This window comes from Nonomuraea sp. LP-02 (assembly GCF_036289125.1).
In the GTDB taxonomy this organism is placed as follows: domain Bacteria; phylum Actinomycetota; class Actinomycetes; order Streptosporangiales; family Streptosporangiaceae; genus Nonomuraea; species Nonomuraea bangladeshensis.
In genome coordinates this window covers 4,175,839-4,201,306 of the sequence record NZ_JAXCLK010000001.1, presented here as the reverse complement: position 1 = coordinate 4,201,306, position 25,468 = coordinate 4,175,839, and the positions used below count along the sequence as shown (strand labels likewise).

At 72.5% G+C, this 25,468-nt stretch carries 19 protein-coding genes; 7 read left to right on the top strand and 12 right to left on the bottom strand.

What is annotated here, in order from left to right; all coding sequences use genetic code 11:
- Positions 1-201: 201 nt before the first annotated feature.
- A complete protein-coding gene (hutI, locus tag SMD20_RS19455) occupies positions 202-1,410 on the top strand; it encodes an imidazolonepropionase (RefSeq protein ID WP_020541796.1) in 1,209 nt (402 codons plus the stop codon).
- Here the strand turns inward: hutI and SMD20_RS19450 are convergent, their stop codons facing one another.
- Positions 1,411-1,836, bottom strand: a complete 426-nt coding sequence (locus SMD20_RS19450; RefSeq protein ID WP_329592852.1) for a hypothetical protein — start codon at positions 1,834-1,836, stop codon at positions 1,411-1,413.
- Between SMD20_RS19450 and SMD20_RS19445 the strand changes: the two genes are divergently transcribed.
- From SMD20_RS19445 to holA, 4 genes are all read left to right on the top strand, one after another.
- Positions 1,790-2,503, top strand: a complete 714-nt coding sequence (locus SMD20_RS19445; protein ID WP_329582961.1) for a DegV family protein — start codon at positions 1,790-1,792, stop codon at positions 2,501-2,503. The two genes, SMD20_RS19450 and SMD20_RS19445, sit on opposite strands and share 47 nt — an antisense overlap.
- A gap of 390 nt (positions 2,504-2,893) precedes the next feature.
- Positions 2,894-4,057 (top strand): ComEA family DNA-binding protein, encoded by a 1,164-nt coding sequence (locus SMD20_RS19440; protein ID WP_329582958.1) that lies wholly within the window; start codon positions 2,894-2,896, stop codon positions 4,055-4,057.
- Positions 4,058-4,316: 259 nt separating this feature from the next.
- A complete protein-coding gene (locus SMD20_RS19435; protein ID WP_329582955.1) occupies positions 4,317-7,037 on the top strand; it encodes a ComEC/Rec2 family competence protein in 2,721 nt (906 codons plus the stop codon).
- Positions 7,038-7,237: 200 nt separating this feature from the next.
- Positions 7,238-8,209 (top strand): DNA polymerase III subunit delta, encoded by a 972-nt coding sequence (gene holA / locus SMD20_RS19430; protein WP_329582952.1) that lies wholly within the window; start codon positions 7,238-7,240, stop codon positions 8,207-8,209.
- Positions 8,210-8,592: 383 nt separating this feature from the next.
- Here holA and SMD20_RS19425 read toward each other — a convergent pair whose 3' ends face one another.
- The 7 genes from SMD20_RS19425 to SMD20_RS19395 form a co-directional block, all read right to left on the bottom strand.
- A complete protein-coding gene (locus tag SMD20_RS19425) occupies positions 8,593-10,974 on the bottom strand; it encodes an ExeM/NucH family extracellular endonuclease (RefSeq protein WP_329582949.1) in 2,382 nt (793 codons plus the stop codon).
- 81 nt (positions 10,975-11,055) lie between these two features.
- A complete protein-coding gene (locus SMD20_RS19420; protein WP_329582946.1) occupies positions 11,056-11,760 on the bottom strand; it encodes an ABC transporter ATP-binding protein in 705 nt (234 codons plus the stop codon).
- Positions 11,750-12,679: an ABC transporter ATP-binding protein gene (locus SMD20_RS19415; RefSeq protein ID WP_329582944.1), complete on the bottom strand. Its 930-nt coding sequence runs from the start codon at positions 12,677-12,679 to the stop codon at positions 11,750-11,752. Before SMD20_RS19415 ends, SMD20_RS19420 begins: the two co-directional genes overlap by 11 nt.
- A gap of 31 nt (positions 12,680-12,710) precedes the next feature.
- Positions 12,711-15,296, bottom strand: a complete 2,586-nt coding sequence (locus SMD20_RS19410; protein ID WP_329582942.1) for an FtsX-like permease family protein — start codon at positions 15,294-15,296, stop codon at positions 12,711-12,713.
- Entirely contained in the window at positions 15,293-18,343 is a 3,051-nt protein-coding gene (locus tag SMD20_RS19405; protein WP_329582938.1) for an ABC transporter permease, read from the bottom strand. Before SMD20_RS19405 ends, SMD20_RS19410 begins: the two co-directional genes overlap by 4 nt.
- Positions 18,344-18,545: 202 nt before the next feature.
- The gene (gene rpsT / locus SMD20_RS19400; RefSeq protein WP_106235424.1) at positions 18,546-18,815 is read right to left on the bottom strand and encodes a 30S ribosomal protein S20; all 270 of its coding nucleotides are present in this window, start codon (positions 18,813-18,815) and stop codon (positions 18,546-18,548) included.
- 134 nt (positions 18,816-18,949) lie between these two features.
- Entirely contained in the window at positions 18,950-19,948 is a 999-nt protein-coding gene (locus tag SMD20_RS19395) for a glycoside hydrolase family 18 protein (protein WP_329582931.1), read from the bottom strand.
- Positions 19,949-20,004: 56 nt separating this feature from the next.
- Between SMD20_RS19395 and lepA the strand changes: the two genes are divergently transcribed.
- Entirely contained in the window at positions 20,005-21,834 is a 1,830-nt protein-coding gene (gene lepA / locus SMD20_RS19390) for a translation elongation factor 4 (protein ID WP_329582928.1), read from the top strand.
- Positions 21,835-21,840: 6 nt separating this feature from the next.
- Here lepA and SMD20_RS19385 read toward each other — a convergent pair whose 3' ends face one another.
- Positions 21,841-22,260, bottom strand: coding sequence for an acyl-CoA thioesterase (locus SMD20_RS19385; protein ID WP_329582925.1), 420 nt, complete (start codon positions 22,258-22,260; stop codon positions 21,841-21,843).
- Positions 22,257-22,553, bottom strand: coding sequence for a hypothetical protein (locus SMD20_RS19380; RefSeq protein WP_329582922.1), 297 nt, complete (start codon positions 22,551-22,553; stop codon positions 22,257-22,259). The genes SMD20_RS19385 and SMD20_RS19380 overlap by 4 nt, the downstream gene beginning before the upstream one ends.
- Before the next feature lie 57 nt (positions 22,554-22,610).
- On the opposite strand from SMD20_RS19380, the gene SMD20_RS19375 reads away from it, so the two are divergent.
- Positions 22,611-23,120, top strand: coding sequence for a GNAT family N-acetyltransferase (locus tag SMD20_RS19375; protein ID WP_329582921.1), 510 nt, complete (start codon positions 22,611-22,613; stop codon positions 23,118-23,120).
- Here the strand turns inward: SMD20_RS19375 and SMD20_RS19370 are convergent.
- Together SMD20_RS19370 and ccmA are read right to left on the bottom strand one after the other, a co-directional pair.
- The gene (locus tag SMD20_RS19370) at positions 23,090-24,832 is read right to left on the bottom strand and encodes a DUF6297 family protein (RefSeq protein WP_329582917.1); all 1,743 of its coding nucleotides are present in this window, start codon (positions 24,830-24,832) and stop codon (positions 23,090-23,092) included. The genes SMD20_RS19375 and SMD20_RS19370 overlap by 31 nt on opposite strands.
- Entirely contained in the window at positions 24,829-25,452 is a 624-nt protein-coding gene (gene ccmA, locus SMD20_RS19365; protein WP_329582914.1) for a heme ABC exporter ATP-binding protein CcmA, read from the bottom strand. The genes SMD20_RS19370 and ccmA overlap by 4 nt, the downstream gene beginning before the upstream one ends.
- Between the last annotated feature and the right edge of the window lie 16 nt (positions 25,453-25,468).

Below are 25,468 nucleotides of genomic sequence, written 5' to 3'. Positions count from 1 at the left end.
ACCGGCCCGATATGTGAAATAACGTAACTGAACTGAAATCGCCGGATCATGACTCTGGCGATACGGTCACCGCACAACAGACGCGGATGAGAGCAGGAGACCCCCCATGTCGTCCGGACCCGGAGCGGACTCAGTGGGCGCGGCACAGGCCGTGCGCTGGGCCATGCGCTCGCGCGGGGGCTCGCGCAGGGCGGTGATGCGGTGACCGTTCGGCTTCTGACCAACATCGGCCGCCTCTGGACCGGCAACGAGGTCCTCAGCAACGCGGCCATCCTCGTGCACAACGACCGCATCGCGTGGGTCGGGCGGGCGCCCGACCTGCCGCAGAGCGTGCCCGGGGTCGTCGACGACATCGTCGACGTCGACCACGTCGAAAACCTCGGCGGCGCGCTGGTCACGCCCGGCCTCATCGACGCCCACACGCACCCCGTCTACGCCGGCAACCGCTACGCGGAGCTGGCCATCCGCACCGGCGGCTCCAGCGCCGCCTCGATCACCGCGGCGGGCGGCGGCGTCGGCTCGACCGTCACCGTGACCCGCGGCACCGACCCGTGGACGCTGTGCAACGGCGTACGCGAGCGGCTGCGCGGCTGGCTGCTCAGCGGCACGACCACCGTCGAGGCCAAGACCGGCTACCACCTCACGCGCGACGGCGAGCTCGCCGACGTGCGGCTCCTGCGTGAGCTGGAGAAGGAGCCGATGATGCCGCGCGTGCACGTCACGTTCCTCGCGGCGCACGTCGTGCCTCCCGAGTACTTCGGCCGCCAGCGCGAATACGTCGAGGCCGTGGGCGCCTGGTGCGCCGACGCGGCCGCGGCCGGCGCCGACAGCGTCGACGTCTACTGCGACGAGGGCCACTTCACCACCGAGGAATCCCGCTGGGTCCTCGCCTCCGGCCGCAACGTCGGCCTGCTGCCGCGCATCCACGCCGGCCTCTTCGCCCGCCGCGGCGCCGTCCAGCTCGCCGCCGAGCTCGGCTGCGCCTCCGCCGACGGGCTGCACCACATGTCCGACGAGGACATCGCCATCATGTCCCGCTACGGCGTGCCCGCCGTGGTCTGCCCGGCCACCGCCCTCCAGCGCGGCCACCTCCCGCCGGTCCGCCAGATGATCAAGCACGGCGTGCAGATCGCGCTCGGCAGCGACCACAACCCCGGCTACTGCGGCATCACCTCGATGTCGCTGGTCATCGCGATGGCGGTGTCGGCGTTCGGGATGAGCGTCAACGACGCGCTGCGGGCCGCCACGCTGGGCGGCGCGACCGTGCTCGGGGCGCCCGACCGCGGCGTCCTCGCGCCCGGCCGCCTCGCCGACATCGTCCAGTGGGACGCCGACCACGAGGGCGCCTTCGCCTGGTCCTTCGGCCTCAAGCCGCGCCGGGTGTGGCGGGGTGGGACGCCCGTTCAGTAGTTAGTCTCGGGGTATGCCGTCTTTGCCCCGAATTGCCGTCGTGACCGACTCGACTGCTTGTCTGCCTGGTGGGGTGGACGGGGTGACGGTGGTCCCGATCACGATGATCGTCAGCGGCACCCCGTACGACGACCTCACCCCCCACCCACCCCTCACGAACCCACCCCCTCCTACTTCCACTTCTGGCTCCACCTCCACTTCCGCGTTGGGCTCGACTTCCACGTCGGGCTCGACTTCGACGTCGGGCTCGACCTCCGCCTCGCGCTCCTCCTCGGGCTCCTCCTCGGGCTCCTCCTCGGGCTCCTCCTCGGGCTCCTCCTCGGGCTCCTCCTCGGGCTCCTCCTCGGGCTCCTCCTCGGGCTCCGCCTCCACCTCACCCTTGGGCTCCGCCTCGAGTTCCACCTCCCCTTCGGGCTCGGCCTCCACTTCTCGTCCCTCGCCCGCCCGCTTCGCCGCCTGCTATGCAGCGCTCGCCGAGTCCGGCGTCACTGCAATCGCCTCAATCCACTTATCAGCCGAAATGTCGGGCACCGTGGACTCCGCGCGAGCGGCCGCCCGCGACGCCGCCATTCCGGTCGAGGTGATCGACAGTCGCTCGATAGGGATGGGCCTCGGCTACCCGGTCCTGGCCGCCGCCCGCGCCGCCGCCGCAGGCGCGCCCTTGGAGACGGTGACATCGGCCGCCCGCCGCTGCGCCACGTCCACCCGGACGTACTTCTATGTCGACACCCTGGACAACCTGCGCCGCAGCGGCCGCATCGGCGCGGCCGCCCGCCTCCTCGGCTCCGCCCTCATGATCAAGCCTCTGCTCCACATCGTGGACGGCCAGATCTCCCTCCTGGAGAAGGTCCGCACCGCCACACGCGCCATCGCCCGCCTGGAGGATCTGGCAGTGCAAGCGGCCGGCGACGGTCCTGTCGACCTGGCAGTCCAGCACCTCGCCGCCCGCCCCCGAGCCGAGGCCCTGGCGGAACGCCTCCGCAAACGCCTCCCTGCCCTCGCCGACCTCCGGGTGGTCGAGGTCGGGCCGGTCATCGGCGTACACGTGGGCCCTGGCATGCTCGGCCTCACCATCACCCCCCACATCTCCTGAGCCCGCCATATCCCCCGGCCCCTGGTGCCTCCTGAGGGGCGACATTTCCTGGCCGTCGTGCCTCCTGTGCGCCAGCACTTCTTGGGCCGTCGTGCCTCCTGTGCGCCAGCACTCCTTGGGCCGTCGCGCCTCCTGCGCGCCAACACTTCCTTAGCTCTCGCACCTCCTGAGCCGCCCCACCTCCTGCGCCCTCGCGCCCCCTGAGCCTCCGCCTCAACCGCACGGCACCCTCGGTGCTCTCTGCACCCTCCTAGGCATTTCGGACCCGTCGGCCCTTGAAACGGCCTATGCGGCCCCGCTGTCCACAGGCTCAACACCCCAGCGTCACCGCTATCCCCAGAACCTCGCTCGGCCCTTCGCCTCGCCCGCAACGGCCCTACCGTCTCTGCCGTGCGAACTCCCGATCCGACCGCAGAGCGGGCCATAGCCGAATCCCGGCTACGGTCGCTCATCAACCCTCCACGCCGGCCCCGCCGTCTCTTCCCCTACCGCCGCACGACCGGCCACGCCGCGCACAAGCTCACAACCCTCACCACACAGGGCCAGGAGCTCGCCAAGAACCGCATACCCGGCACTCACCGTCACCACGACAGCGCCCCCCTACGCCCCGCCGACTCACCTCCCTCCGTCCCCCGTTCCCACGAGGGCGCCACCACTCTTGACAGCACTCCCTACGCCGCCACCCCGAACTCCGACACTTTCCTCCCCACCTTCGACTCCGACGCCTTCCTCGCCATGCGCGATGGCGGCTCCTTCTACTCCGGCCCCGACCCCACGAGCCTCCAGAACCACGACCCCACTCCAGAAACCGTCGGATCTCCGCGTATCACCGACGACACCGACCAGCACGCCTTCCCCTCGCCGGACAGCGGCAACCAACCCTTCGCATCACCGCCGCGCCACCCCAGCACCCCCGCCGCCCCCATTTCTCCCTCCTTCCAGGCATTCCGCGCCGCCCTGACCTCCCGGGCCCCAACTCTCGATCCCGGCAGGCCGGGCCTCCGCGTGCTGCTCGCCATCGGAGCCCTCGCGGTGGCGGTCGCCGTCTACTTCGTCTGGCAATCACAACCAACCCCACAACCTCTGCCGCCCCCCACCCCGACCGCCCCCGTGGCACCCACCACCGCCGCCACCGCCACGGCCAAACTGACCATCCACGTCACCGGCAAGGTCCGCAAACCGGGCGTCTATCTCCTCCCCGCAGGCACCCGGGTGGCAGACGCGGTGGCAGCCGCCGGCGGCCCCTCCCGTACCAGCGCGACGGGCTCCCTCAACCTCGCCAGACGCCTGATCGACGGCGAGCAGATCGTCGTAGGAGCCCCAGGAGCATCCGCTGCCGCCCCTGGGGCGAGCCCAGCAGATGCCGTCTTCGACCTGAACACCGCGACCACCGACCAGCTCGAACAACTCCCAGGCGTCGGCGAAGTCCTCGCCGCCCGCATCGCCGAGTTCCGCGACGCCCACGGCGGCTTCACCAGCGTCGAGCAACTACGCGAGGTCTCCGGCATAGGCCCACGCAAGTACGCGGAGATCAAGCCGAAGGTCCGCGTCTGACATGACCACGCCCAAAGGACCTCCGCCAAACACGCACCCACCAGGTACGCAACCAACCGCACCCAGACGAACCGAGCCTGGGTCAGCTGACCATCAGGGGCCCGACCGGCAGCCAACCGCTCCGAGGGGATCTGGTTCGAAGTCATCCGGTCCGCGCGTAACCCCCATCAACGCACCTGCAGCATCAGTACGCACGCCCACGTCGCGACAGGACTCACCAGACGCCTCCGGGGGCGAGCCGGCACCAAACAGCGAGCAGATGCCCTCCTGGCCCCTCATGCTGCCCGGCCTGGCCGCCTGGGCCAGCGCCTTGGCCCTCCTGAGCTGCTCCGCCACCGTGGGCATGCTCGTCGCTGCCATCGTGGCCGTGGCCGCCGGCACAACCGCCTGGCACACCCGCCGCCGCACCCGCCGGGGGAGTCAGGACGCCACACGCCACTCCACACCCGGACAACCGCAAGCCGGCCGGGCGGGGACACACTCCACCATCACCGAGCAGCACACATGGCGGAACATCGTCATAGCCTCGCTGATCGCCGCAGCCGCGTCCTCGGCCTCTGTCGCACTCCGGATACACGCCCTCACCACCGGACCAGTAGCCGATCTGGCGGCCAGGAACGCGACCATCACCGCCCAGATAGCGATCACCGACGATCCGAGACGCAGACCCCAGCACCACCAAGGTCCACGACAGTTCTTCCAGGACAGGTACGTCGTCCCGGCCACCCTGAAGACCATCCAGTCGCGCTCCACCGCGACCACCGACAACCAGTCAGTCAACGTCCCCATCACCGTCTTCGCCAGCGGCAGCGCATGGGGCGCCCTGCTGCCGAGCCAGCAGGTCGAGGTCACCGGCCGACTCGCCAGACCCACCCCCGGCGACCTGGAGGCGGCGATCCTCCTCGTACGAGGGCCGCCGCGCGTACTCACGGCCCCGTCACCCCTCCAAACCGTGGCCGGCAGTCTCCGAGCGGGCCTGCGTACCGCCGCCGACGGATTGCCTCCGGATCAGCGCGGCCTCCTGCCCGGCCTTGTGGTGGGCGACGTCTCCCGCATGGACCCCCAGGTGTCGGCCGACCTCAAGGAGACCGGCCTGAACCACCTGAACGCGGTGAGTGGCGCCAACCTCGCCATCGTCGCGGGCGCGACGCTCGCGCTGTCCCGCCTGCTCCGGCTCTCCCTCCCCGTGAGAGCCGGCTTCGCCGCCCTTGCCATGCTCTGCTTCGCCGTGGTGGCCCGTCCGTCGCCGAGCGTCCTGCGAGCGCTCCTCATGGGGCTGGCCGCCTGCGTCGCCTTGGCCACGGGCCGCGCCAAGGACGGGTTCGCGGCGCTCTCGGCGACCGTTCTGCTGCTGACGCTGTTCGCTCCCGAGCTCGCCCGTTCCTACGGCTTCGCCTTGTCGGTGGCGGCCACCGCCGGCATCCTGCTCATCGCCCCACGCTGGCGAGACCGCTGGTCACAGACGGCCGCGCACAAGGAAGACGCCGACGAGCGCCAAGACGTGCGACCGGGCGACCGGCGGCCGGGCGGCCAGCGACCGGGAGGCCGGCGGCTCCTGCTGCCACGCTGGCTGGCGGAGGCGGTGGCCGTGCCGGCGGCGGCGCAGGTGGCCGTGACGCCTGTCCTCGTGCTGATGTCGGGTCAGGTGACGCCCGTGGCGTTGCTCGCGAACCTGCTCGTCGCCCCGGCCGTGGCGCCGGCGACGTTGCTGGGGTTCGGGGCGGCGCTGGTCGCGCCGCTCTGGCCGGACGCCGCCGCGCTGCTGGTCATCCCCGCCGGGTACGCCGTCGGCTGGATCATCACGGTCGCCGGCTGGGCCGTCGATCTGCCGTTCGCCACGGTTCCGTGGCCGAGCGGGCTCGCGGGACTCGGCCTGCTGGCGGTCACCGTGGCCGTGGTGATGGTCGTGCTTCGCCGTCGGGCTTGGCGCGTGCTGGCGTTGACCGTCGCGGGTGCGGCACTGGTGGCGGTGCTGGTCGTCCGACCGCTCGTGGGGCCATGGCCGCCGGACCGATGGCTCATGATCATGTGCGATGTCGGCCAGGGCGACGGCATGATCATCGCGGCCGGAGCCGGGCAGGGCGTGGTGGTGGACACCGGACCGGACCCAGTCGCCATGGACAAATGCCTGCGAAGAGCCGGCATCAAGGACGTACCGCTGCTCGTGCTCACTCACCCGCACGCGGACCACGTCAACGGTCTACCGGGGGTGCTGAGGAACCGGCGGGTCGGCGCGGTGGTCGTCAGTTCCCGGCGTACGAACCCGCAGGCGAGCACCCGCATCTCGGCCGACCTGGCACGCCGCCGCATCCCCGAGTGGGCGGTGGCGCCGGGTACCGGTTGGCGGTTCGGGCCGTCGGAGGTGAGCGTCATCGCGCCCGAGATCGGCGGAGGCCCTGCGCACGGGCAGGGGGAGGGAAGCACGATCAACAACGCGAGCGTGGTGCTGTGGGTGCGCTGGCGGGCGGGGTCGATGCTCTTCGGCGGCGACCTGGAGACCGAGGCCCAGGACGAGCTGTTACGCCGGCATCCCGTACGAGCTGACATCCTCAAGACTCCCCACCACGGATCGAACCGTCAGTCGCCGGCCTTCCTCGCCTCGCTGGGAGCACGGGCGGCGCTGATCAGCGTGGGAGCCGACAACGACTACGGCCACCCCGCCCCGTCCACGCTCGCCCTGTTGCAGCGCATCGGCGCCACGCCCTACCGGACTGACCGATCAGGCGACCTGGCCGTGGTGGAGCGCGACGGCGGCCTGGCGATCGTCGCGCGCGGTGCCCCCAGGGCATCGGAGGCGTACGGCCCACGCCACGACGACCACGGCGACCACGGCGACGGGGGTCAAGGGGACCATGGAGACCACGAGGAGCATGGGGACCACGGAGAGCATGGGGACCACGGGGAAAGGACGCCTGGGGATGAGCTGAGGCACGGCCGCGCCTTGAGGAGACGGCCCGCCATCGGACACACACGCCTGTGAGGAAGGAAACGCCTGCTCTGACACGCCTTCACCCTTGCGGCGCTGATCAGGGCGGGGGCCTCTGACCGGCGCCGAAGATCTCCCGGCGGTTCTTGTGGCGGCCGCCTCGCCCGGAGAGCCCGCGGCAGCAGCCTCATCAAGGACGTCGGGGGAGAGGTTCGAGTACCGGGTTGTCGGTGGTGCATGGCATGCTGCCTGGCATGGCGGCAACCGATCCAGCACCTGTGACCCTGGTCCTCGGCGATGAGGAACTGCTGGCCGAGCGGGCGGTGAGTGGCGTGGTCGCGGCGGCCAGAGCCGTCGATCCGAGTGCCGAGGTGCACGACCTCGTCGGCAGCAAGGTGACGACGGGGGAGCTGACTCAGCTGACCTCGCCGTCGTTGTTCGGGGATCGGTCGGTGGTGGTGATCCGGAACGCGCAGGATCTGCCCAAGGACGTGATCACGGAGATCGTGACGTACGCCAAGCAGCCGGCCGACGACACCGTGCTCGTGCTGGCGCACCCCGGCGGGGTCAAGGGGAAGGCGCTGGTCGACGGGGTGAAGAAGGCCAAGGCCGCGGTGATCACGGTCAACAAGGTCACCAAGGCGGGCGAACGCCTGGACTTCATCAAGGGGGAGTTCAAGCGGGCCGGGCGGGGGATCGCGCCGGACGCGGCGCAGGCGCTGCTCGACGCGGTGGGCAATGACCTGCGGGAGCTGGCGGCCGCGTGCAGCCAGCTGGCGTTCGACACCGATGACAAGACGATCGGTACGGCTTCCGTGGCCCGCTACCACAAGGGACGGGCGGAGGTCAGCGGGTTCAACGTGGCCGACTCGGCCATCGAGGGGCGGCTGGCGGAGGCGCTGGAGCAGCTCCGGTGGGCGCTCGGCACCGGAGTGGCGCCGGTGCTGCTGGTGAGCGCGCTGGCCAACGGGTTGCGTTCGCTGGCCAAGGTCGCCGGGGCGCCGCGCAACGCGCGGGGGGCGCAGCTCGCCGGTCAGCTCGGCATGCCGCCCTGGAAGGTCGACCGGGTGAAGCGGCAGCTCAACGGGTGGGGGCCGGACGGGTTGTCAAGGGCCATCCAGGCGGTGGCCGACGCGGATGAGCAGGTCAAGGGCGGGGGAGCGGATCCGGCGTACGCGCTGGAGCACACGGTGCAGGTCATCGTGGCGAGCCGCACTGGCAGGTGAGCGGATGCAGCCGTACGGCGGGTAAGCGGAGGGCGGCGCATCGGTAGGTGAGCGGACGGAGTCGTACGGCGGGTAAGCGGATGGCGGCGCATCGGTAGGTGAGCGGATGCCGCCGCACGGCAGGTGAGTGGATGGCGGCGCGTCGGCAGGCGATTGCAGCGAGCCGCGCCCGTAGGTGACCTCCGCTGCTGCTGCTGTCGCTGCCTCTGCCTCTGTCTTCGCTGGCGCTGCTGTTGGTTCTGCATCCTCGCCGGCTGTGGCTGATGCTGCTGGAGTGCGGGCCGGGCAGGTGGAGACCTGCTTGCGTGTCCGGGGCGGGGAGCCCCTTTGCGCCGGGAGAGGGTAGCCGGCGCAAAGGGGCGGAAAGGTGGATAGTCCTCAGGTCAGAGGCGCAGGCCCACCAGGAGCGGGTCGTGGTCGGAGGAGCGGAACGGGTCGGGGGCGTACAGGTAGGGCGGGTTGAACTCGGTGTTGTAGTCCATGAACCGGCCCTCGTCGGCGTTGACGTGCCAGATCGTGGCGCCGGTCACCAGCTTGCGTGCCCCCTTGTCGGCCAGCACGTGGTCGAGCTCGCCGGACAGGCCCTCGAAGACGTAGCTGTAGCGGTCGTCCTTCTTGACGTGCTTCTTGCTCAGGCTGGTGAGCCCGGCGTCCTCGAGGACGTGGATCGGGTCCTCCTCGCCGTAGGCGTTGAGGTCGCCGAGGACGAGCGCGTTCGGCAGCCGCAGGTCGTCGATCAGGGCCAGCACCGCCTTGGCCTGCTTGACGCGCTTGGCGTTGTAGCAGCTCTGCCCGTCGCCCTGGTCGGCGTCGTCGCCGCTGGCGGTCTCGTCGCCGTCGGTGCAGCCCTTGGACTTGAAGTGGTTCACCAGCACGGTGAACGTCTTGCCCTTGCCGCTGGCCGGCCCGAAGGTCTGCACCAGCGGCGGGCGGTTGAAGATCGGGTCGGCCGACGACCGGGCCGCGCCGATCGGGGTCACCTTGCCCGGCTTGTAGATCAGCGCGGTCTGGATGACGTCGGTGCCCGGGTTCGGGTGGGTGATCCCCTTGTAGGTGCCCGCGCCGGCCTTGGCGTTGAGGGCGTCGACCAGGGCGTTGAGCGCCACGTCGCCGTTGCGCTCGACCTCCATCAGGCCGGCCACGTCCGGGTCGAGTGCGGTGATGTTGGCGACCAGCTTGGCGAGCTGGCGGTCCCGCTCGGCGGCGTTGGTCGCGCCCCGGGAGCCGAGCGTGGTGAACCAGTTGAGGGTGTTGAGGCTCGCCACCCGTACGTCGCCGCCGACCTTCTCGGGACGGGCGGGGCGCGGGTTCTCGGCGGTGAAGACCACAGGCTGGGTCGGTTGCACGCGGTAGAGGTTGAAGCCGTAGCTGAGGACGCCGGTCAGGTCCTCGACCTCGTCGCCGAGCCGTACGCTCGCCGCGCCCTCGGTGTGGTACGGCAGCGTCGCCGGGTTCTGCGCGTTGGAGCCGTCGTCCAGCAGGATCGTACGCCGCGCGTCCTTCGCGGGGTCCACGCCCTTGCGGTCGGTCGGCTGCCACAGCCGCTCGTGGGCGGCGAGGGTGATCTCGCCGAACCGGCCGAGGTTGTAGATCTCGGAGGCGGCGAGGTCGTCGGGGAAGGTCACGAGCATGTTCTCGTACCGTTCCAGGGTGACGTCCTTGGGGAGCGGCAGCTTCACCTTGACGGGCTTGACCGTGCCGGTGCTGCAGACGTTCACCGAGGTGACGGGCGAGAGCTCGGTGAGGCCGTTGAACTCGACGGCCTTGCCGGAGACGAGCACCCGGTCGCCGGGCTTGACGGGCGAGGACGTGAAGGCGAACAGGCCCTCGGAGGTCGCCGGGTCGGCGTCCGGGGTGAGGGACTGGAGGTAGAAGCCGCCGAGCCCGCCGGAGCCCTGGAAGGAGCCGGTGACGATGCCTTCCACCCGTACGTTCTGCCCGGCGAGCGGGCTGGTCTCGCCGTTGCCCTGCACCTGGGAGATCGGGTGCGTGGCCGGGGTGTCGCACGTCTCAGGAGGAGTGGGCGTCACCGTGGGAGTGGGCGAAACCGTGGGCGTCACCGTGGGCGTCACGGTGGGCGTGGGGGAAGGGGACGGGTCGGCGCCGCAGGGGGCCGGGGCGGTGGCGGAGTTGCGCGGCGCGGGGGCCGCGGACTCGAAGTCGGCGCCGTTGTCGTCGGTGTCGGCGCAGCCGCCGCTCCTGCGGAAGGCGGCGGTCGCGTTGGTGAGCGCGGGAGCCGGGGCGCCTTCGGAGAAGTTCGCGCTGCCGTACCCGACCAGGTCGGCGAGCAGCGCGAGCTGCTCGTCGGAGCAGGGCGCGGTGGAGCCGTTGCAGGCCAGGCCGGTGGCGGAGCGGACCAGGGCGACCTTGCCCGCGCTGCCGCTCATGTTGATCGAGCCGGTGTTGTCAGGCTGGGGGAGCGCTCCGCTCGGGGTGCTGCCCGCCGCGAGCTGCACCAGGTGGTACTGGCCGGGGGCGAGGGTGCCGGAGAGCGTGGCCGTGTTGGCGGCGAAGTTCCCGGTGCCGGTGGCGCTGGTGTACTGCACCGACCAGCCGTCCAACGGCACGGGGGCGGCGCTCCGGTTGAACAGCTCAACGTAGTCGTTGGTGAAGGGGGCGCCGGAGTTGCCGCCTCCGCCGTAGACCTGGCTGATGACCACGTTCGCGGGAGCCGCGGACGCGGAGGTTGCGGGCAGGGCGGCGAACGAGGCGGCGAGGGCGCCGGCTGCTAAGAGGATCGCCGGGACCCGGGACTTTGCATGCATGTCGGCGAGCGTAAACCGACAAACCACCAGAACCCTATGTAAAGAGTAGACGAGCCGTGAACTTTCGGACGTAAGCCTCGATCAGCCGGCCGGCGCGGCCAGGTCGGCCTCATGGACGACGCCGTCGCTGATCTCCAGGACCCGGTCCGCGAGCGTGATCAGGCTGGGATCGTGGGTGGCGACCAGCGCCGTGACGCCCTCGCTGCGGACGAGCGCCCGCAGCAGCTCCATGATCTGCCGCCCCGTCTGCGAGTCGAGCTGCCCCGTCGGCTCGTCGGCCACGAGGAGGCGGGGCCGGTTCGCCAGGGACCGGGCGATCGCCACCCGCTGCCGCTGGCCGCCGGACAGCTCGAACGGCCGCTGGTTGGCGTGCTGCTCCAGGCCCACCAGGGCGAGCAGCATCCGGACGCGGGCCTCGCGCTCCTCGACCGGCATCCGGGCCAGCCGCATCGGCACCCCCACGTTCTCGGCCGCCGACAGCACGGGGATCAGCCCGAACGACTGGAACACGAAACCGACCACGTCCCTGCGCAGCTCCAGCAGCGCGTCCTCGGACATCGCGGTCACGTCCTGGCCGGAGATCAGCACCCGGCCCGCGTCCGGCCGGTCCAGGCCGCCGATCTGGTTGAGCAGGGTGGTCTTGCCGGAGCCGGAGCGGCCGCGTACGGCGACCAGCTCCCCGGGCCGCACGACGAACGACACCTCCCGCAGCGCCACGACCTCCTTGGGGCCGCTGCGGTAGACCTTGCGCAGCCCTTCCACCACGACCAACGGTTCATCGCTCATCAGAGGGCTCCTCCCGTGCGGGCCACACGCCGATGTGATCGCTCTCCAGTTCGAGGCGCACCCGGCGCTCCATGTTCAGCGCGTTCATGAAGTCGCGGGGGAGCTGCAGCCGCCCCACGCGGTCGAGCACGGCGTACTCCTCGGCGACGATCTCGCCCTCGGCGCCCTCGCGGCGCAGCGTCTCGCTGCTGGTACGCCCGTCGCGGATGCCGATCGTGCGGTCCACCTGCCCGGCCACCATGGGGTCGTGGGTGACGATGACGACGGTCACGCCGAGCTGCCGGTTCGCGGTGCGCAGCGCCTCGAAGACCTGCCCCGAGGTCTCGCTGTCGAGCTCGCCGGTGGGCTCGTCGGCGAGGATGAGCTGAGGGGAGTTGGCCAGGGCGACGGCGATGGCCACCCGCTGCTGCTCGCCGCCCGACATCTCGGGGATCTTCCGGCCGGCGCAGGAGGCCACGCCGAGCAGCTCCAGCAGCTCCATGGCCCGGCCGCGGTCCTTGCGCGGCACGCCGGCGAGCTTCATCGGCAGCTCGACGTTCTCCCTGGCGTTCAGGTAGGGCAGCAGGTTGCGGGCCGTCTGCTGCCAGATGAACCCGACCACCGACCGCCGGTAACGCAGCCGGTCCTTGGGCGTCATGGACAGCAGGTCCATGCCCGCCACCCTGGCCACCCCGGCAGTCGGCACGTCGAGCCCGGACAGCACGTTGAGCAGCGTCGACTTGCCCGATCCCGACGCGCCGACGATGGCGACCAGCTCGCCCTCGTCGATCACCAGGTCGAGGCCCTGCAACGCGACGACCTCGACGCCTTCGGTCTTGTAGATGCGGACGAGGTTGTCGCAGACGATGTGCGCGTCGCCGCCGAAGGCCGCCTTCCCGCGCGTGGCCTTGGCCTCCAGCTCGGACAGGGTGGGATTCATCGCGACTCCTCCTGCGGGGACGGGGGCACGTTCATGAGAGGTCTCCCGCGCGGAGCGCGGCGCCGAGGCCGCGCCGCCGGTCGAGCGCGGTGTGCGCGTACGCGCCGAGCACCGCGACCAGGGCCAGCCCGGCCGCCAGCGCGCCCGGCGTGAGCAGGTCGGGGGAGTGGCCGCCGACGGGCAGGTCACCGGCGTACGCGGACAGGTCGACGCCGGGGCCGAGCGCGACCGGCAGTGCCAGCCCCAGCCCGAACCCGACGAGCGCCGTCACCAGCACCATCGGCAGCACCTCCAGCATGGTGAGCCGCTGCGCCTGCCGGTCCGACAGCCCCAGCGTACGCAGGAACGCCACCGCCCTGGCCCGGTCGGCGGCCCCCACGACCAGCGACAGGATCACCGCCACCAGCGCGTAGAGCGCCAGCGCCGCGGTCACCACGACCAGCGTCGTCAGGACCGCGCCGGTGAGCGGATCGCCCTGGATGGCGGCCAATGCCCCCTCCTGGGACTCTACGGTGGCCGACGGGACCAGCCGCGCCAGCTCGCCCGGCGCGACGTCGCCCTTGATCAGCAGCGTGTTGACGGCCGGCCGGGTCAGCACGTCCGACGGCAGGACGACGAACTTCCCGGTGCGGTAGAAGCCGGGCACCGCCTCGATGGCGCCCGCCACCCTGGCCTTGATCCGCGACTGCCAGCCGATGTCGAGCGTCCCGCGCTCCCGCAGCTCGGGCGAGACCAGCACGGACGGGCCGCCGGGCAGCTCGGGCAGGCCGATGGGCGCATCGGCGAGCAGCCGCCGCCACTGGGCGACGTCCACGGCGATGGCCTCGGCGCGTTCGCTGGAGTAGCCGAGCTGCACCCGCGCGGTCTGGGCGGTCACGACCTGTTCGACGCCCGGCGTCGCGCGGATCCGGTCGATCGTCGCGGCCGGGATCTCGATCGTCGAGGTGATCTTGATGGGCGCGCCCACCTGCTGCCAGGACGCCAGCCGCTGCGTACCGGTGATGCCGTCCGAGATCACCGCCGCGAACACCGACACGGCCAGCGCGGGCAGCAGGATCAGCACCGGCAGCCCGCCGGCCGCGCGGGCCCGCGCCGCCCTGGTCAGCCCCAGGAACGGCACCGCCGCCCGCCCACGCGCGGCCAGCCGGACGAGCAGCCGCAGCGGGTACGGGTAGCACCGCACCGTGACCAGCGCCGCCGCCAGCGTCAGCGCGATCGGCACCAGCAGCAGGAACGGATCCAGCCCCGCCTCCGCCGACAGCCCGCGCGCCCGCAGCAGGTAGGCCCCCGTCAGCGCGAGCACCACGACCAGCGCCTCCACCGTGATCCGCCGTGCCGACGGCCGGGCCGCGGCCACGTCGTCGCGCCGCTCGTGCAGCGGCGTCCGGTGCGCGAGCGCCACCCGCGCCGCCCCGAACCCCACGCCCGCCACCAGCACGAACGCCGGTCCGAGATGCGCGAGCGGCAGCACGGGGCCGGGGACGAGGAAGGCGAGGGCGTACCCGGCGAGCGCGGCGGGCACGACCGCCGCCGCGGTGAGCGCCGCGCCCGTCCCTGCCACCTGCCGCAGCGAGCCGCCACGGGCACGGGCGAGCGCGAGCGACTGGTCCAGGCGGTCGGTGAGCAGCCGCACGCCGAGCACGATCACGCCGAGCGCGACCGCGAGCAGCCCGGCGAGCAGCAGGTACATGACGGTCTGCGCGGTGGCCAGCGCCGCCGTGAAGTCGCCGAGCACCTTGGGCAGCCCGGTCTCCAGCCGGTAGGGGGTGGACGCCGTGGCCTGGAGGGTCAGCACGCGTTCGAGCTCGGCGACCCCCGCCTCGACGCCGGGCACGGCCAGCGCGCTCGCGGCCCGCCCGTTCAGCGGCAGCACCCAGCGGTAGGTCAGGTTGCGGGACTCGCCGCTCAGCGCGGCGAGCCCGGCGTCCGAGATGAGGGTCGTGGTGTGGAGCTCGAAGTCCAGCTTGCCGGGCGGCTGCAGCTTGGTGACGTGCAGGATGTCGGTGTTGTGGGTCCAGTAGCGGTTGGCGGGGTCCTTGGCGCGGAAGACGCCGACGATGCGCACGGCCGCGAAGTCGCTCTCGCCGAGCGTCCGGGTGTCGCCGAGGCGGAGGTTCATCTGGTCGAGGGCCTCCTCGACGACCCCCACCTCGAACAGCGGGATCTGCTGCCCCTGGAAGCGCGTGGTGGAGGGCGCGCCGGGCGCGCGGCCCGCCACCCAGTCCACCCGCCGGTCGGCGTCGGACAGCCAGCCCAGGTTGATGTAGGTGTTCCCGCCGGTCCCGGTGACGGGCGTGAGGGTGGTCTTGGCGCTCATGTGCCCCGCGGGGGCGACCAGCGGACGCAGCGTGGCGGGCAGCAGCGCCCGCAGGCGCCGCTCGCGCTCGGCGAACGCGGCGGGCTCGTGCAGGTCCTCCCTCGGGGAGCGGGACTCGCCCGCCACGGTCAGGTCCGTACGCACCGCGGGCGCGTCGGTCAGCGCGCGTTGCAGCGCCTGGTCGAAGGCCGCCTGCGTGGCCCGGGGCAGCCCCGAGACCAGCAGGCAGGCGAGCGCGGTCAGCACGAAGAGCACGATCAGCGCGCCCGCGTGCGCCCGGGCCAGCAGCGGGATCCTCACCGGTCCTCCAGGATCTGCCCGCGCCGCAGACGCCGCGCCAGCCCGGCGACGATGGCGAACAGCACCGCCGCCACCAGCGCCAGCATCAGGCCCGTGGCGCCCCACGGGATCTCCAGCAGCACGCCGGGCGTGACGGCCGACGCCTGCCCGGTCAGCACGATGTGCGGCACCACCAGCGCTCCGACGGCCACGGCGAGCCCCGTACCGGCGGCCAGCGACAGCCCGACGACGAACGCCTGCTCGACCGCCAGCAGCCCGAACATCTGCCGCGCGCTCGTGCCGAGCGCCCGCAGCACGGCGAACTCGGCCCTCCGCTCGCGCGCCGCGACGGCCGCGTTCACCAGGAAGCCGAGCCCGGCGAACACCAGCGCCGCCCCGAAGCCCAGCATCAGCGCGCCCTGGAGCCCGCTCGCGAGCGGGTCGTCGCGCAGCTTCGCCGCGAGCTCGCGCTCGTCGACGACGCTGACGTCCCAGCTGGGCTGCTCGCGCAGCGCGGCGCGGGCGGGCGCGGGGTCGGCGGCGGCCAGCCACCACTCGGTGGCCGGTCTCGGCGGCTGCGCCGCGCCCAGCTCGTACGCCTGCAACGTCCCCCAGTCCGCCAGCAGCGCCTGCTGCCCGGCCACGGCCGTCGGCATGCTGTCCACCACACCCACCACCGTGACCTGGAGCACCCGCCGGTCGATGCTGACCGGCCCGGTCTGCCCGGCGTCCAGCTTGAGCGCGGCGGCGAGGTTGGCGGTGAGCACCACCGGCAGCGGCCCGGGGGCGGCGCCGGGCCCGTAGACCGCGGCGGCCGGCCGGTCGGTCGCCGTCACCGACAGCGCGGCGTCGGGCACCTCGCGGCCGTCGGCGCTGACCCCGGTCACCTTCACCGTGGCCTCCGCGCGGGACGCGCCCACGATGAGGCCGCGCAGCGTCAGCGGATAGCTGATCTTCCCGGACCGCCCGGCCAGCTCCTTCAGGTCGAGCTCCACCTGGTTGTCGCCGGGCCGCAGCGGGCCGAGCGGCAGATCCCGCCACACGCCGAGCGCGTCGGAGAGCACCAGCCTGGCCGGGAGCGCGGCGTCGGCCTCGGCCCGTACGGTCAGCGTGGCGGGCTCGCCGGGCAGGGCCAGCCCGCCCGCCCGACTCCCCGGGAGAGCGCGGGACAACTGCGCGACGCTCTGCTCCGACAGGTCGGGCCGCAGGTGGAACAGCTCGCCGAGCCGGGCCGCGTCCAGGCCGAGCAGCAGCGCGCTCTCGCCGCTGACCTCGCTCTGCCCCCGGAAGGCGGGGGAGTGGGAGGTGACGCCGGGCAGCGCGGTGAACGCCGTGCCGCGCCCGAGCGCGCCCAGCTCCGGCCCGTCCGGCGGCCCGGACAGCCGCAGGTCCGCCCCTGCCTGGTGCCGGGCCTGGTCGAGCTGGGAAGCCCGCCAGGTCGCCGCGGTGGCCAGGGAGACCACGCCGATGGCGATCGCCATGGTCAGCAGCAGCGCCGGCCCCGCGTACGTGAGCGGCCGCCGGCTCACCTGCCAGGCCCCCAGCGCGGGCGCCAGCGTCCGCCGCCGGGCGGTGAGCCGCGCCGCCAGCCTCGACACCCGCGGCACCAGCCGCAGGCCCAGCATGCCGCCGGTGAGCAGGGCCAGCGCGGGCCCGGAGATGATCAGCGGGTCGATGCCGAGCCCGCCGCCCGCGGTCGTGGTGACCGGCGCGCCGTAGCGGCGCAGCTGCCAGATCGCCAGCCCGGCCACCGCCAGCAGCGCGAGGTCCGCGCCCGCCCGCTCGACCAGCCCGCGCCCGCCGCCGCGCCCGCGCGCCGACTGCTCCTCCACGTACGTGCGCCGCGCCCCCGCCAGCGCCGGCAGCGCCAGCAGCACCGCCGCGGCCAGCGCCACCGCCGAGGAGACCAGGAACGTGCCGAGATCGGCGGACGGCGCGAGCCGCACGCCCGTGGACCTGATCCACGGCAGCTCTCCCACCAGCGCCAGCAGCGGCGGCCCGAGGAACGGCGCGACGATCGCGCAGGGCAGCGCCACCAGCAGCGCCTCGCCCCCGGCCAGCGCGGCCAGCCGGCCGGTGCCCGCGCCGCGCGAGCGCAGCAGCGCCACCTCCATGCGCCGGTGCTCGGCCAGCAGCCGGGCGGTGAGCATCAGCGCGTACGCGGCCAGCAACAGCAGCTGCAGCACCGGGATCAGCATCGTCGAGCGCGCCACCAGGGACGCCGTGTCAAGCTGGGTGAGGATCTCGGGCAGCCGCCCCGACGCCACGCAGCTCGGGCAGCCGCCCTCCTTGAGCCGCTCGCCGACCTGGCCGAGCGCCGCCGCCAGCGGGCGCAGCCGCTCCGGCGTGAGCGCGCCGAGGTCGGGCTCGGCCGTCCAGGTGGCGTTGACGCTGGTGGCGAAGCGGGCCAGGAAGGTCTCGCGGGGGATCATCAGCGGGCCGTACGTGGTGAAGTCGCCGCGCTCGACGCCCCGCGTGAGCAGCGGCTCGTTCGCCCAGCGCTCGCCCGCGGGGTCGGTGAGCTGGAAGACGCCCACCACGCGCACGGTGACCGGGCGCGGGTCGAGCCGGCCCTTCGTGGTGAACTCGCGGCCCACCTCCAAGCCGGCGGCGGAGGCGGCGGGCAGCGAGAGCGCCGCCTCGACGGCCGGGCCGCCGGGCCGCGGCCAGCTCCCCGAGACGAGCCTGGCGTGCCGGTCGAGCCCGTCGTAGCTGCCGAACCTGAGCAGCTCGGGCTGCGGCTCGCCGTCCTGGCCCGGCATTACATAGGAGTCGGAGCGGAAGCTGGTGCCGATCGCCGGGGCGGCGCCGTAGGCGCGGGCGAGCTCGTCGCGGACCGCGCGGTCGTACCTGGGGAAGGTCTCGGCGGTGACGGGGGTGCTGATAACGGCGGCGGTCTGGCGGAACGAGGCGGTCTCCATCGTCCGGCGGACGCCCGCGTCGGCGATGGAGGAGGCGTACATCGTCAGCGCCACCAGCGTGGTGGTGGCCAGCAGGATCGCCCCGAACGCGGCCAGCAGGAGCAGCGGCTCGCTGAACGCCCGCTTGACGACCAGCGGCCCCCGCATCCGATCCCCCTCTTGTCCGTTGAGTGCACCTTCGGGGAGGGGCCGGACGCAATCAAGGTGATCTCTGGAACGGTGACTCACCCGATACGGCGGTGTGATATCGAAACCGTGACGAAACGATGGCGAAAACGAGAACGCCGCCCCCTATGGGAGCGGCGTCCGCAATGACAGGCCCGGTGTGCCGTGCCTTGTTTGTCGGGCCTTACTTGGCGGCCAGCGCGGCGGCCTGCTTGGCGATGGCCGACTTGCGGTTGGCGGCCTGGTTCTTGTGGATGACGCCCTTGCTGACGGCCTTGTCGAGCTGGCGGGCGGCCACCCGCTGCAGCGCGGCGGCCTGCTCCACGTCGCCCTGCTCGGCGGCCTCGCGGAACTTGCGGACGGCCGTCTTCAGAGAGGACTTGACCGCCTTGTTGCGCAGACGAGCCTTCTCGTTCTGCTTGTTGCGCTTGATCTGGGACTTGATGTTCGCCACGAAGAAGCCTCGGTGAAAGTCTGAGTGATGGATGGGGCGCGCGGGCTCGAGAGAGGGCGCGCCACACACGCAGTTGAACAGGTTACCAATAACCCAGGCGGCTCCTCAAATCAACAGCCTGGGCGAATGGGCTGTCATGATTCTACGGCCATCCAGCCGGTCATGTACTCCCGCCAGTCCTCCTCGGTGGCGGCGAAGTCCACGTACAGGGCCAGGCCGAAGCGTGGGCGGGGGCCGTGCTCGGTGAGCGCCAGGCGCGCGCCCTCGGCGGCCGCGGCGACGCTCTCCGCGGCGTCCAGCCAGGGCAGCCCGTGGTCGTGGTAGGCGGGCGCGCCGATGAGCAGGTGCTTGCCCGCCGGCGTCAGGTCCAGGGCCAGCTCGGCCTGGCGGGCGACGTGGCCGCCGTAGAGCGAGCGCGCGGGCGTGCCGGAGTCGTACGTCATGATCGCGACCTGGTCCACGCGGGCCGCGACCTGCTGGAAGAACCCCGGCGACCAGTACTTGTCGTGGCCGAGCACAGCCCGCGCGGTGAGGCGCAGGCCGGGGTAGGGCTCGATCTGGGGCACCGACGTGGACAGCAGCGCGGTGTGCCGCCGGGTGCGTTCGAGCAGGTCGAGGAATTCGGTGTCGCCGTCGCCGACGGGCTCGAAGTTGTAGTGGACGCCGTCGTAGCCCTGCTCCATGATGGCGGCCACGCCGGCCAGGACGTTGTCGCGGGCCTTGGGGTCGTCGAGGTCGAGGCCGTTCTCGACGGATTGGCCGAGCCAGGCGGAGACGCGGACGTTCGGCAGATACTTATGCATCCATTGGACGAAATTTCGGGCGTTGGGGTATTTGGCGGGATCGAGGCGGCCGTCCCATCCGAACGGTCCGGAATGGACGTACACATCCTTGATCCCCGTCGCCCCCAGCCGCCGCGCCAGCCGCTCGACGTCCGCCTCCCCGCGCCGGCCGTCCACCCACATGTGTCCCAGCCACAGAGCGTCATCTCCCGTGCTCTTCGCCCACGCGGCCGGGGCACCGGTAAACTGGACGCGGAGCGCGGCGGCGAGCAGGCCGGCCAGCGCGACCACGACGACCAAGGCAAGCGCGAGCAGGCGCAGGCCGCGGCGGATGACGGTCCGGGCAATCATCCGGGCATGTCACCATAGAAGACTGCCTGACCTCAAATTTGTTGAAACGGACTTCGGTGCGCACTCAGCCTGGCCAGACCGACCCCGCGTTGATCCGCAACTTCTGCATCATCGCGCACATCGACCATGGCAAGTCGACCCTTGCCGACCGGATGCTGCAGATCACCGGGGTGGTCGACGACCGCTCCATGCGTGCCCAATACCTCGACCGGATGGACATCGAGCGAGAGCGCGGCATCACGATCAAGTCCCAGGCGGTCCGCCTGCCGTGGGACGGCCATGTGCTCAACATGATCGACACGCCGGGGCACGTCGACTTCACCTATGAGGTCTCCCGGTCGCTCCAGGCGTGCGAGGGCGCGATCCTGCTGGTCGACGCGGCCCAGGGCATCGAGGCGCAGACGCTGGCCAACCTCTACCTGGCCATGAACGCCGACCTGAACATCATCCCGGTCCTCAACAAGATCGACCTGCCCGCCGCGCAGCCGGAGAAGTTCGCCGAGGAGCTGGCCGGGCTCATCGGCTGCGACCCGTCCGACGTGCTCAGGGTCTCGGGCAAGACCGGCGAGGGCGTACGCGAGCTGCTCGACCACGTCGTGCAGACCATCCCCGCGCCGGTGGGCGACGCCGACGCCGCCGCGCGGGCGCTGATCTTCGACTCCGTCTACGACACCTACCGCGGCGTGGTCACCTACGTCCGGGTCGTGGACGGCCACCTGGGCAAGCGCGAGCGCATCCTCATGATGTCCACCAGCGCCACCCACGAGACGCTGGAGATCGGCGTCATCTCGCCCGAGCCCAAGCCCGCCGACCTCGGCCTCGGCGTCGGCGAGGTGGGCTACCTCATCACCGGCGTCAAGGACGTCCGCCAGTCGCGGGTCGGCGACACCGTCACCTCGGCCGCCAAGCCCGCCGGCGGCATGCTGGCCGGCTACGAGCACCCCAAGCCGATGGTGTTCTCCGGCCTCTATCCGATCGACGGCGATGAATACCCCGAGCTGCGCGAGGCGCTCGACAAGCTCCAGCTCAACGACGCCGCGCTGGTCTACGAGCCCGAGACCTCCGCCGCGCTCGGGTTCGGCTTCCGCGTCGGCTTCCTCGGGCTGCTCCACATGGAGATCGTGCGCGAGCGGCTGGAGCGCGAGTTCGGCCTGTCGCTCATCTCCACCGCGCCCAACGTGATCTACCGGGTCGTCATGGAGGACGGCAAGGAGTTCACGGTCACCAACCCGTCGGAGTTCCCGGCCGGCGGCAAGATCGCGACCGTCCACGAGCCGGTGACCAAGTCCACGATCCTGGCGCCGTCCGAGTTCATCGGCGCGATCATGGAGATCTGCCAGGGGCGGCGCGGCCAGCTTCTCGGCATGGACTACCTGTCGGAGGACCGCGTCGAGATCCGCTACACGCTGCCCCTCGGCGAGATCATCTTCGACTTCTTCGACCAGCTCAAGTCCCGCACCCGCGGCTACGCCTCGCTCGACTACGAGCCGGCCGGCGAGCAGGAGGCCGACCTCGTCAAGGTCGACATCCTGCTCCAGGGCGAGCCGGTCGACGCCTTCAGCGCGATCGTCCACAAGGACAAGGCCTACACCTACGGCGTCGACATGGCCAAGAAGCTGCGCGAGCTGATCCCGAGGCAGCAGTTCGAGGTGCCGATCCAGGCCGCCATCGGGGCCCGGGTGATCGCCCGCGAGAACATCCGGGCCATCCGCAAGGACGTCCTCGCCAAGTGCTACGGCGGTGACATCTCCCGTAAGCGCAAGCTGCTGGAGAAGCAGAAGGAAGGCAAGAAGCGGATGAAGATGGTCGGCCGCGTCGAGGTGCCGCAGGAGGCCTTCGTCGCCGCGCTGTCCACCGAGTCCAGCTCCGACAAGGCGAAGAAGTAGCCTCTCTCAGAGGTTCAGCACCTCGGGCGCGCGGGCGAGGGCCCGCCAGCGCGCCCCCGGGTCGTCGAGCAGGCGGCGCTCGCGCAGGTCCATGAGGCCGCCGACGCCGGTCAGCTCGGCGGCCAGCGCTCCGTCGCGCACCCGCCGGAACTCCTGCCTGACCCGGAACGTCTTCCCCGCGCCCCACTCGAACGCGCACGTCACGTCCACCTCGTCGCCGCCGCGCAGCTCGCGGCGGAAGCGGATGGTGTTCTCCAGGGTGACCGGGCCGATGCCGGCGGCGAGCATCTCGCGGATCTCGATGCCCGCGGCGCGCAGGCACTCCCAGCGGGCGTGGTCGCCGTACTGGTGGTAGACGACGTTGTTGAGGTGGCCCTGCGTGTCGAGCTCGTAGCCGCGTACGGCGACGCGTACGGAGAAGGTCACGGCCGTCCCTCCAGCCAGGCGTGCGACTTCGCGGTCAGGTAGCGCAGGCCGTCGTCGCCGAGCTCCACCCACTCGCCGCGCGCCCAGCCGCCGGTGGTCTGCGGGGCGAACCCGTGCCGCTGGAACAGCGCGGACGCCTCTTTCTGGGTGAGCCCGCGCCGGCCCCACTCCCTGATGACCCGCGCGGTGCGCTCGTCCTCGCCGGCCTCCTGCTCGTCGCCGAGCGCCCCGGCCAGCTCCTCCAGGCCGCGCGCGATGGTCCGCAGCGCGTTCTGGATCTTCGGAACGTCCATCGATCGCCCTTCGATCGGCACCGATTGCCATTCGATCGTAAGGGCTACGCTGGAACCATGGAAGTGGTGCAAACGGCGCGAATGCTCCTATCTCGCGTCACGGCCGACGACCTGGAGGCCGTGCACGAGCTTCACTCCGATCCGCGTACCAGCGTGTACAACCCGTCCGGCCCGTCCCCGGACCTGGAGTCCAGCCGCGCGATGCTGGACCTGTGGCTGGCCGACTGGGACGAACGCGGCCTCGGCTACTGGGCCGCCCGGCCGCTGACGTCGCCGGACCTCATCGGCGTCGGCGGTCTCCGGCACGCCGTCGTGGACGGCGCCGAGGTGCTCAACCTCTACTACCGATTCCATCCGATGTCGTGGGGCCACGGGTACGCCGTGGAGCTGGTCAGAGCGGCGCTGCGCGTCGGCGGCCCGCTCGGGACGGTCGTCGCGGTCATCCGCGACGTCAACACGCGCTCGCTCCGCGTGGCCGAGCGCGCGGGGATGCGCCGGGACCGCGCGATCCCGTACGGAGGCGTGCCCAGCTACGTCTACGTCGCCTTGCCGGCGCGCAGGACGTAGGCCGCCAGCACCGCCGCTCCCGTCACGGCCTGGGCCACCAGGTACGGGCCCGGCTGCGGGGGAGCGGTGGCCAGCGCGAGGAGAGCGGGCAGGCACCCGGCGAGGGCCAGATCGAGCCCGGTGACCGCCCAGAGGACGGGACCGAGCGGGATCGCGCCCGCTCCCGTGTCGATGACGGGCAGCGAATGATCGACCGGCCGCCGCCGCACCATCCGCAACGCCCCGGCCGCCAGCCCCGGCGCCGCCAACACCCCGAACAACACCACCTCGGCGACGCCCAGACCACCCCCGGCGACGCCCGCTCCGGGGCCGGCGGCGCTCGGTCCGTGCTCTGGGACGCCCGTTCCCGTTCCTGCGGTGCCCGTTCCCGTTCCTGCGGTGCTCGCTCCCGGTCCGGCGGCGCTCGCTTCCGGTCCGGCGGCGCCGGCTCGGTGCGCCGGGATGCCTGCCACCGGGGCAGCGCTGCTCGTCGCCTGGACCATGGCAGGGGCCGGGGACGGCGGCGCGGCCGTCAGGGTGAGGCCCGCGAGGGCGGCCGACGTCCAGAGGGCCGCGAGCAGGGCGGGCAGCACCGCACGGGCCGCCAGCGCCGGTCGGTGGCCGATGCCGAGGAGCCGGGCCAGGGCCGGGTTGGCGGCGTCGCGGCGCGCCCCGGTCGCGGCGGAGGCCGCCACCGCCAGCCCGCCCGCCAGCGCCACCGCCCCCAGCATGCCGGGCGCGGCGCCCGCCTGCGCCAGGAGGGCCGGCAGTCCGGCCGTGGCCAGCGTGAACGCCAGCCGCCCCGGCCGCCGGGCCAGCCGCCGCCAGTCCTGCCAGGCGGTCGCGAACGCCGACGGCAGCGCCGGCCACCTCCGCGACCTGAGCCTCCTGCCCCGCCAGTGGTTGTCCTCGGCGATCCAGGTGAGCGCGCTGGGATCGACCCCCGTGGCCGCGTCCGCGACGTGCCCGCCCCGCGTGGAGGCGGTGGCGATCTCCCGAGCCGGGATCCGGCCGAACGCCTGCCACGCCTGCCGCGCCAGAAGGGCCGAGCCCGCCGCCGCGAGCGAGGCGGCGACGGCCACGGCGGTCAGCGGAGCGCCGGCGGCGATCGCGAGCACCGTACGTACCTGGCCGCTGACCGCCACCACGGCCACCACCAGGAGCGCGACCATCGCCACGACGAGCCACAGCTGCCACGACTGGGACGCCCGCGCCAGCACCGCCAGCGCCATCGCCCCCACGCTCGCCGACACCCCGAGCACCAGCGCGCCGAGCACCCGCCAGGCGAGCTGGTCGGGCGCGCCCAGCACGGCCACCAGGCCCAGCCCGAGCACCAGCCCCGCCGCCACGGCGACCATCAGCAGCGCCCGCGCGGTACGCCCGAGCACCTGCTTGCGGTCCAGCGGCGTCAGCAGCAGCCAGGACGCGTCCGGCGCCGTCATCATCACCGGCCCGGCGGCCCGCGCGACGGCCAGGAACCCGGCCAGCCCGAGCGCCAGCAGCGCCACCCCCGCCCCCATGCGGGCCGGCTCGACGGCCCCGGCCGTCCCGGCCAGCCCGGTCAGCAGCTCCGACACCGGCTGTCCGGCGACGGCGGCGAACATCAGCAGGCAGAAGGCGGTGACGTACCGGTCGAGCGACGTCGATCGGGTCCGGCTCCGCGCCCGCAGGAACGCGCGCACCGCCCGCACGCCACCCTGCCCCTGATCCAAGGCGCCCCCTGCGCCGCTCACGCCGCCATCCCCACCGGCGAGATCAGCCGCCCGTGCGCGGCCAGGCCGGAATCATGTGTGGCCATGACCACGGTGCCTCCTTCGTCCCGGTACGCCGTCAGCAACTCCGCCAGGCGCAGCCGGAACCCGAGGTCCAGGCCGCGTTCCGGCTCGTCCAGCAGGAGCACGCTGCTCGGCCTCAGCAGCGTGGCCGCCAGCGCGAGCCGCTGCCGCTGCCCGGTGGACAGGTTGAGCGGCGCCGCGTCCGCCCGCTCCACCAGGTCGAACACCTCCAGCGCGGTCCCGGCGTCCATCCGGGCACGCGGATGCACGGCTGCCATCAGCTCCAGATGCTCGCCCGCCGTCAATCCCGGGTACCAGGCGGGCTCGTCGCCGAGGTGCGCCACTCTGCGCCAGAACGCCGCGTCGTCCACGGGCGGCGCTCCGAACACGCGTACCTCGCCGCCCGAGGCCGGCTGGAGCCCGGCGAGGGTGCGGAGCAACGTCGACTTGCCGGAGCCGTTCGGGCCCACGACCGCGACGATCTCGCCGGGGGACACGGTCAGTGTGAGCTCGCGCAGCACGGGGTTGCCGCCGAGCTCGACCGTGAGGTTCTCGACACTGATGATCGGCTCGTTCACCGTTCGAGCCTAGCCA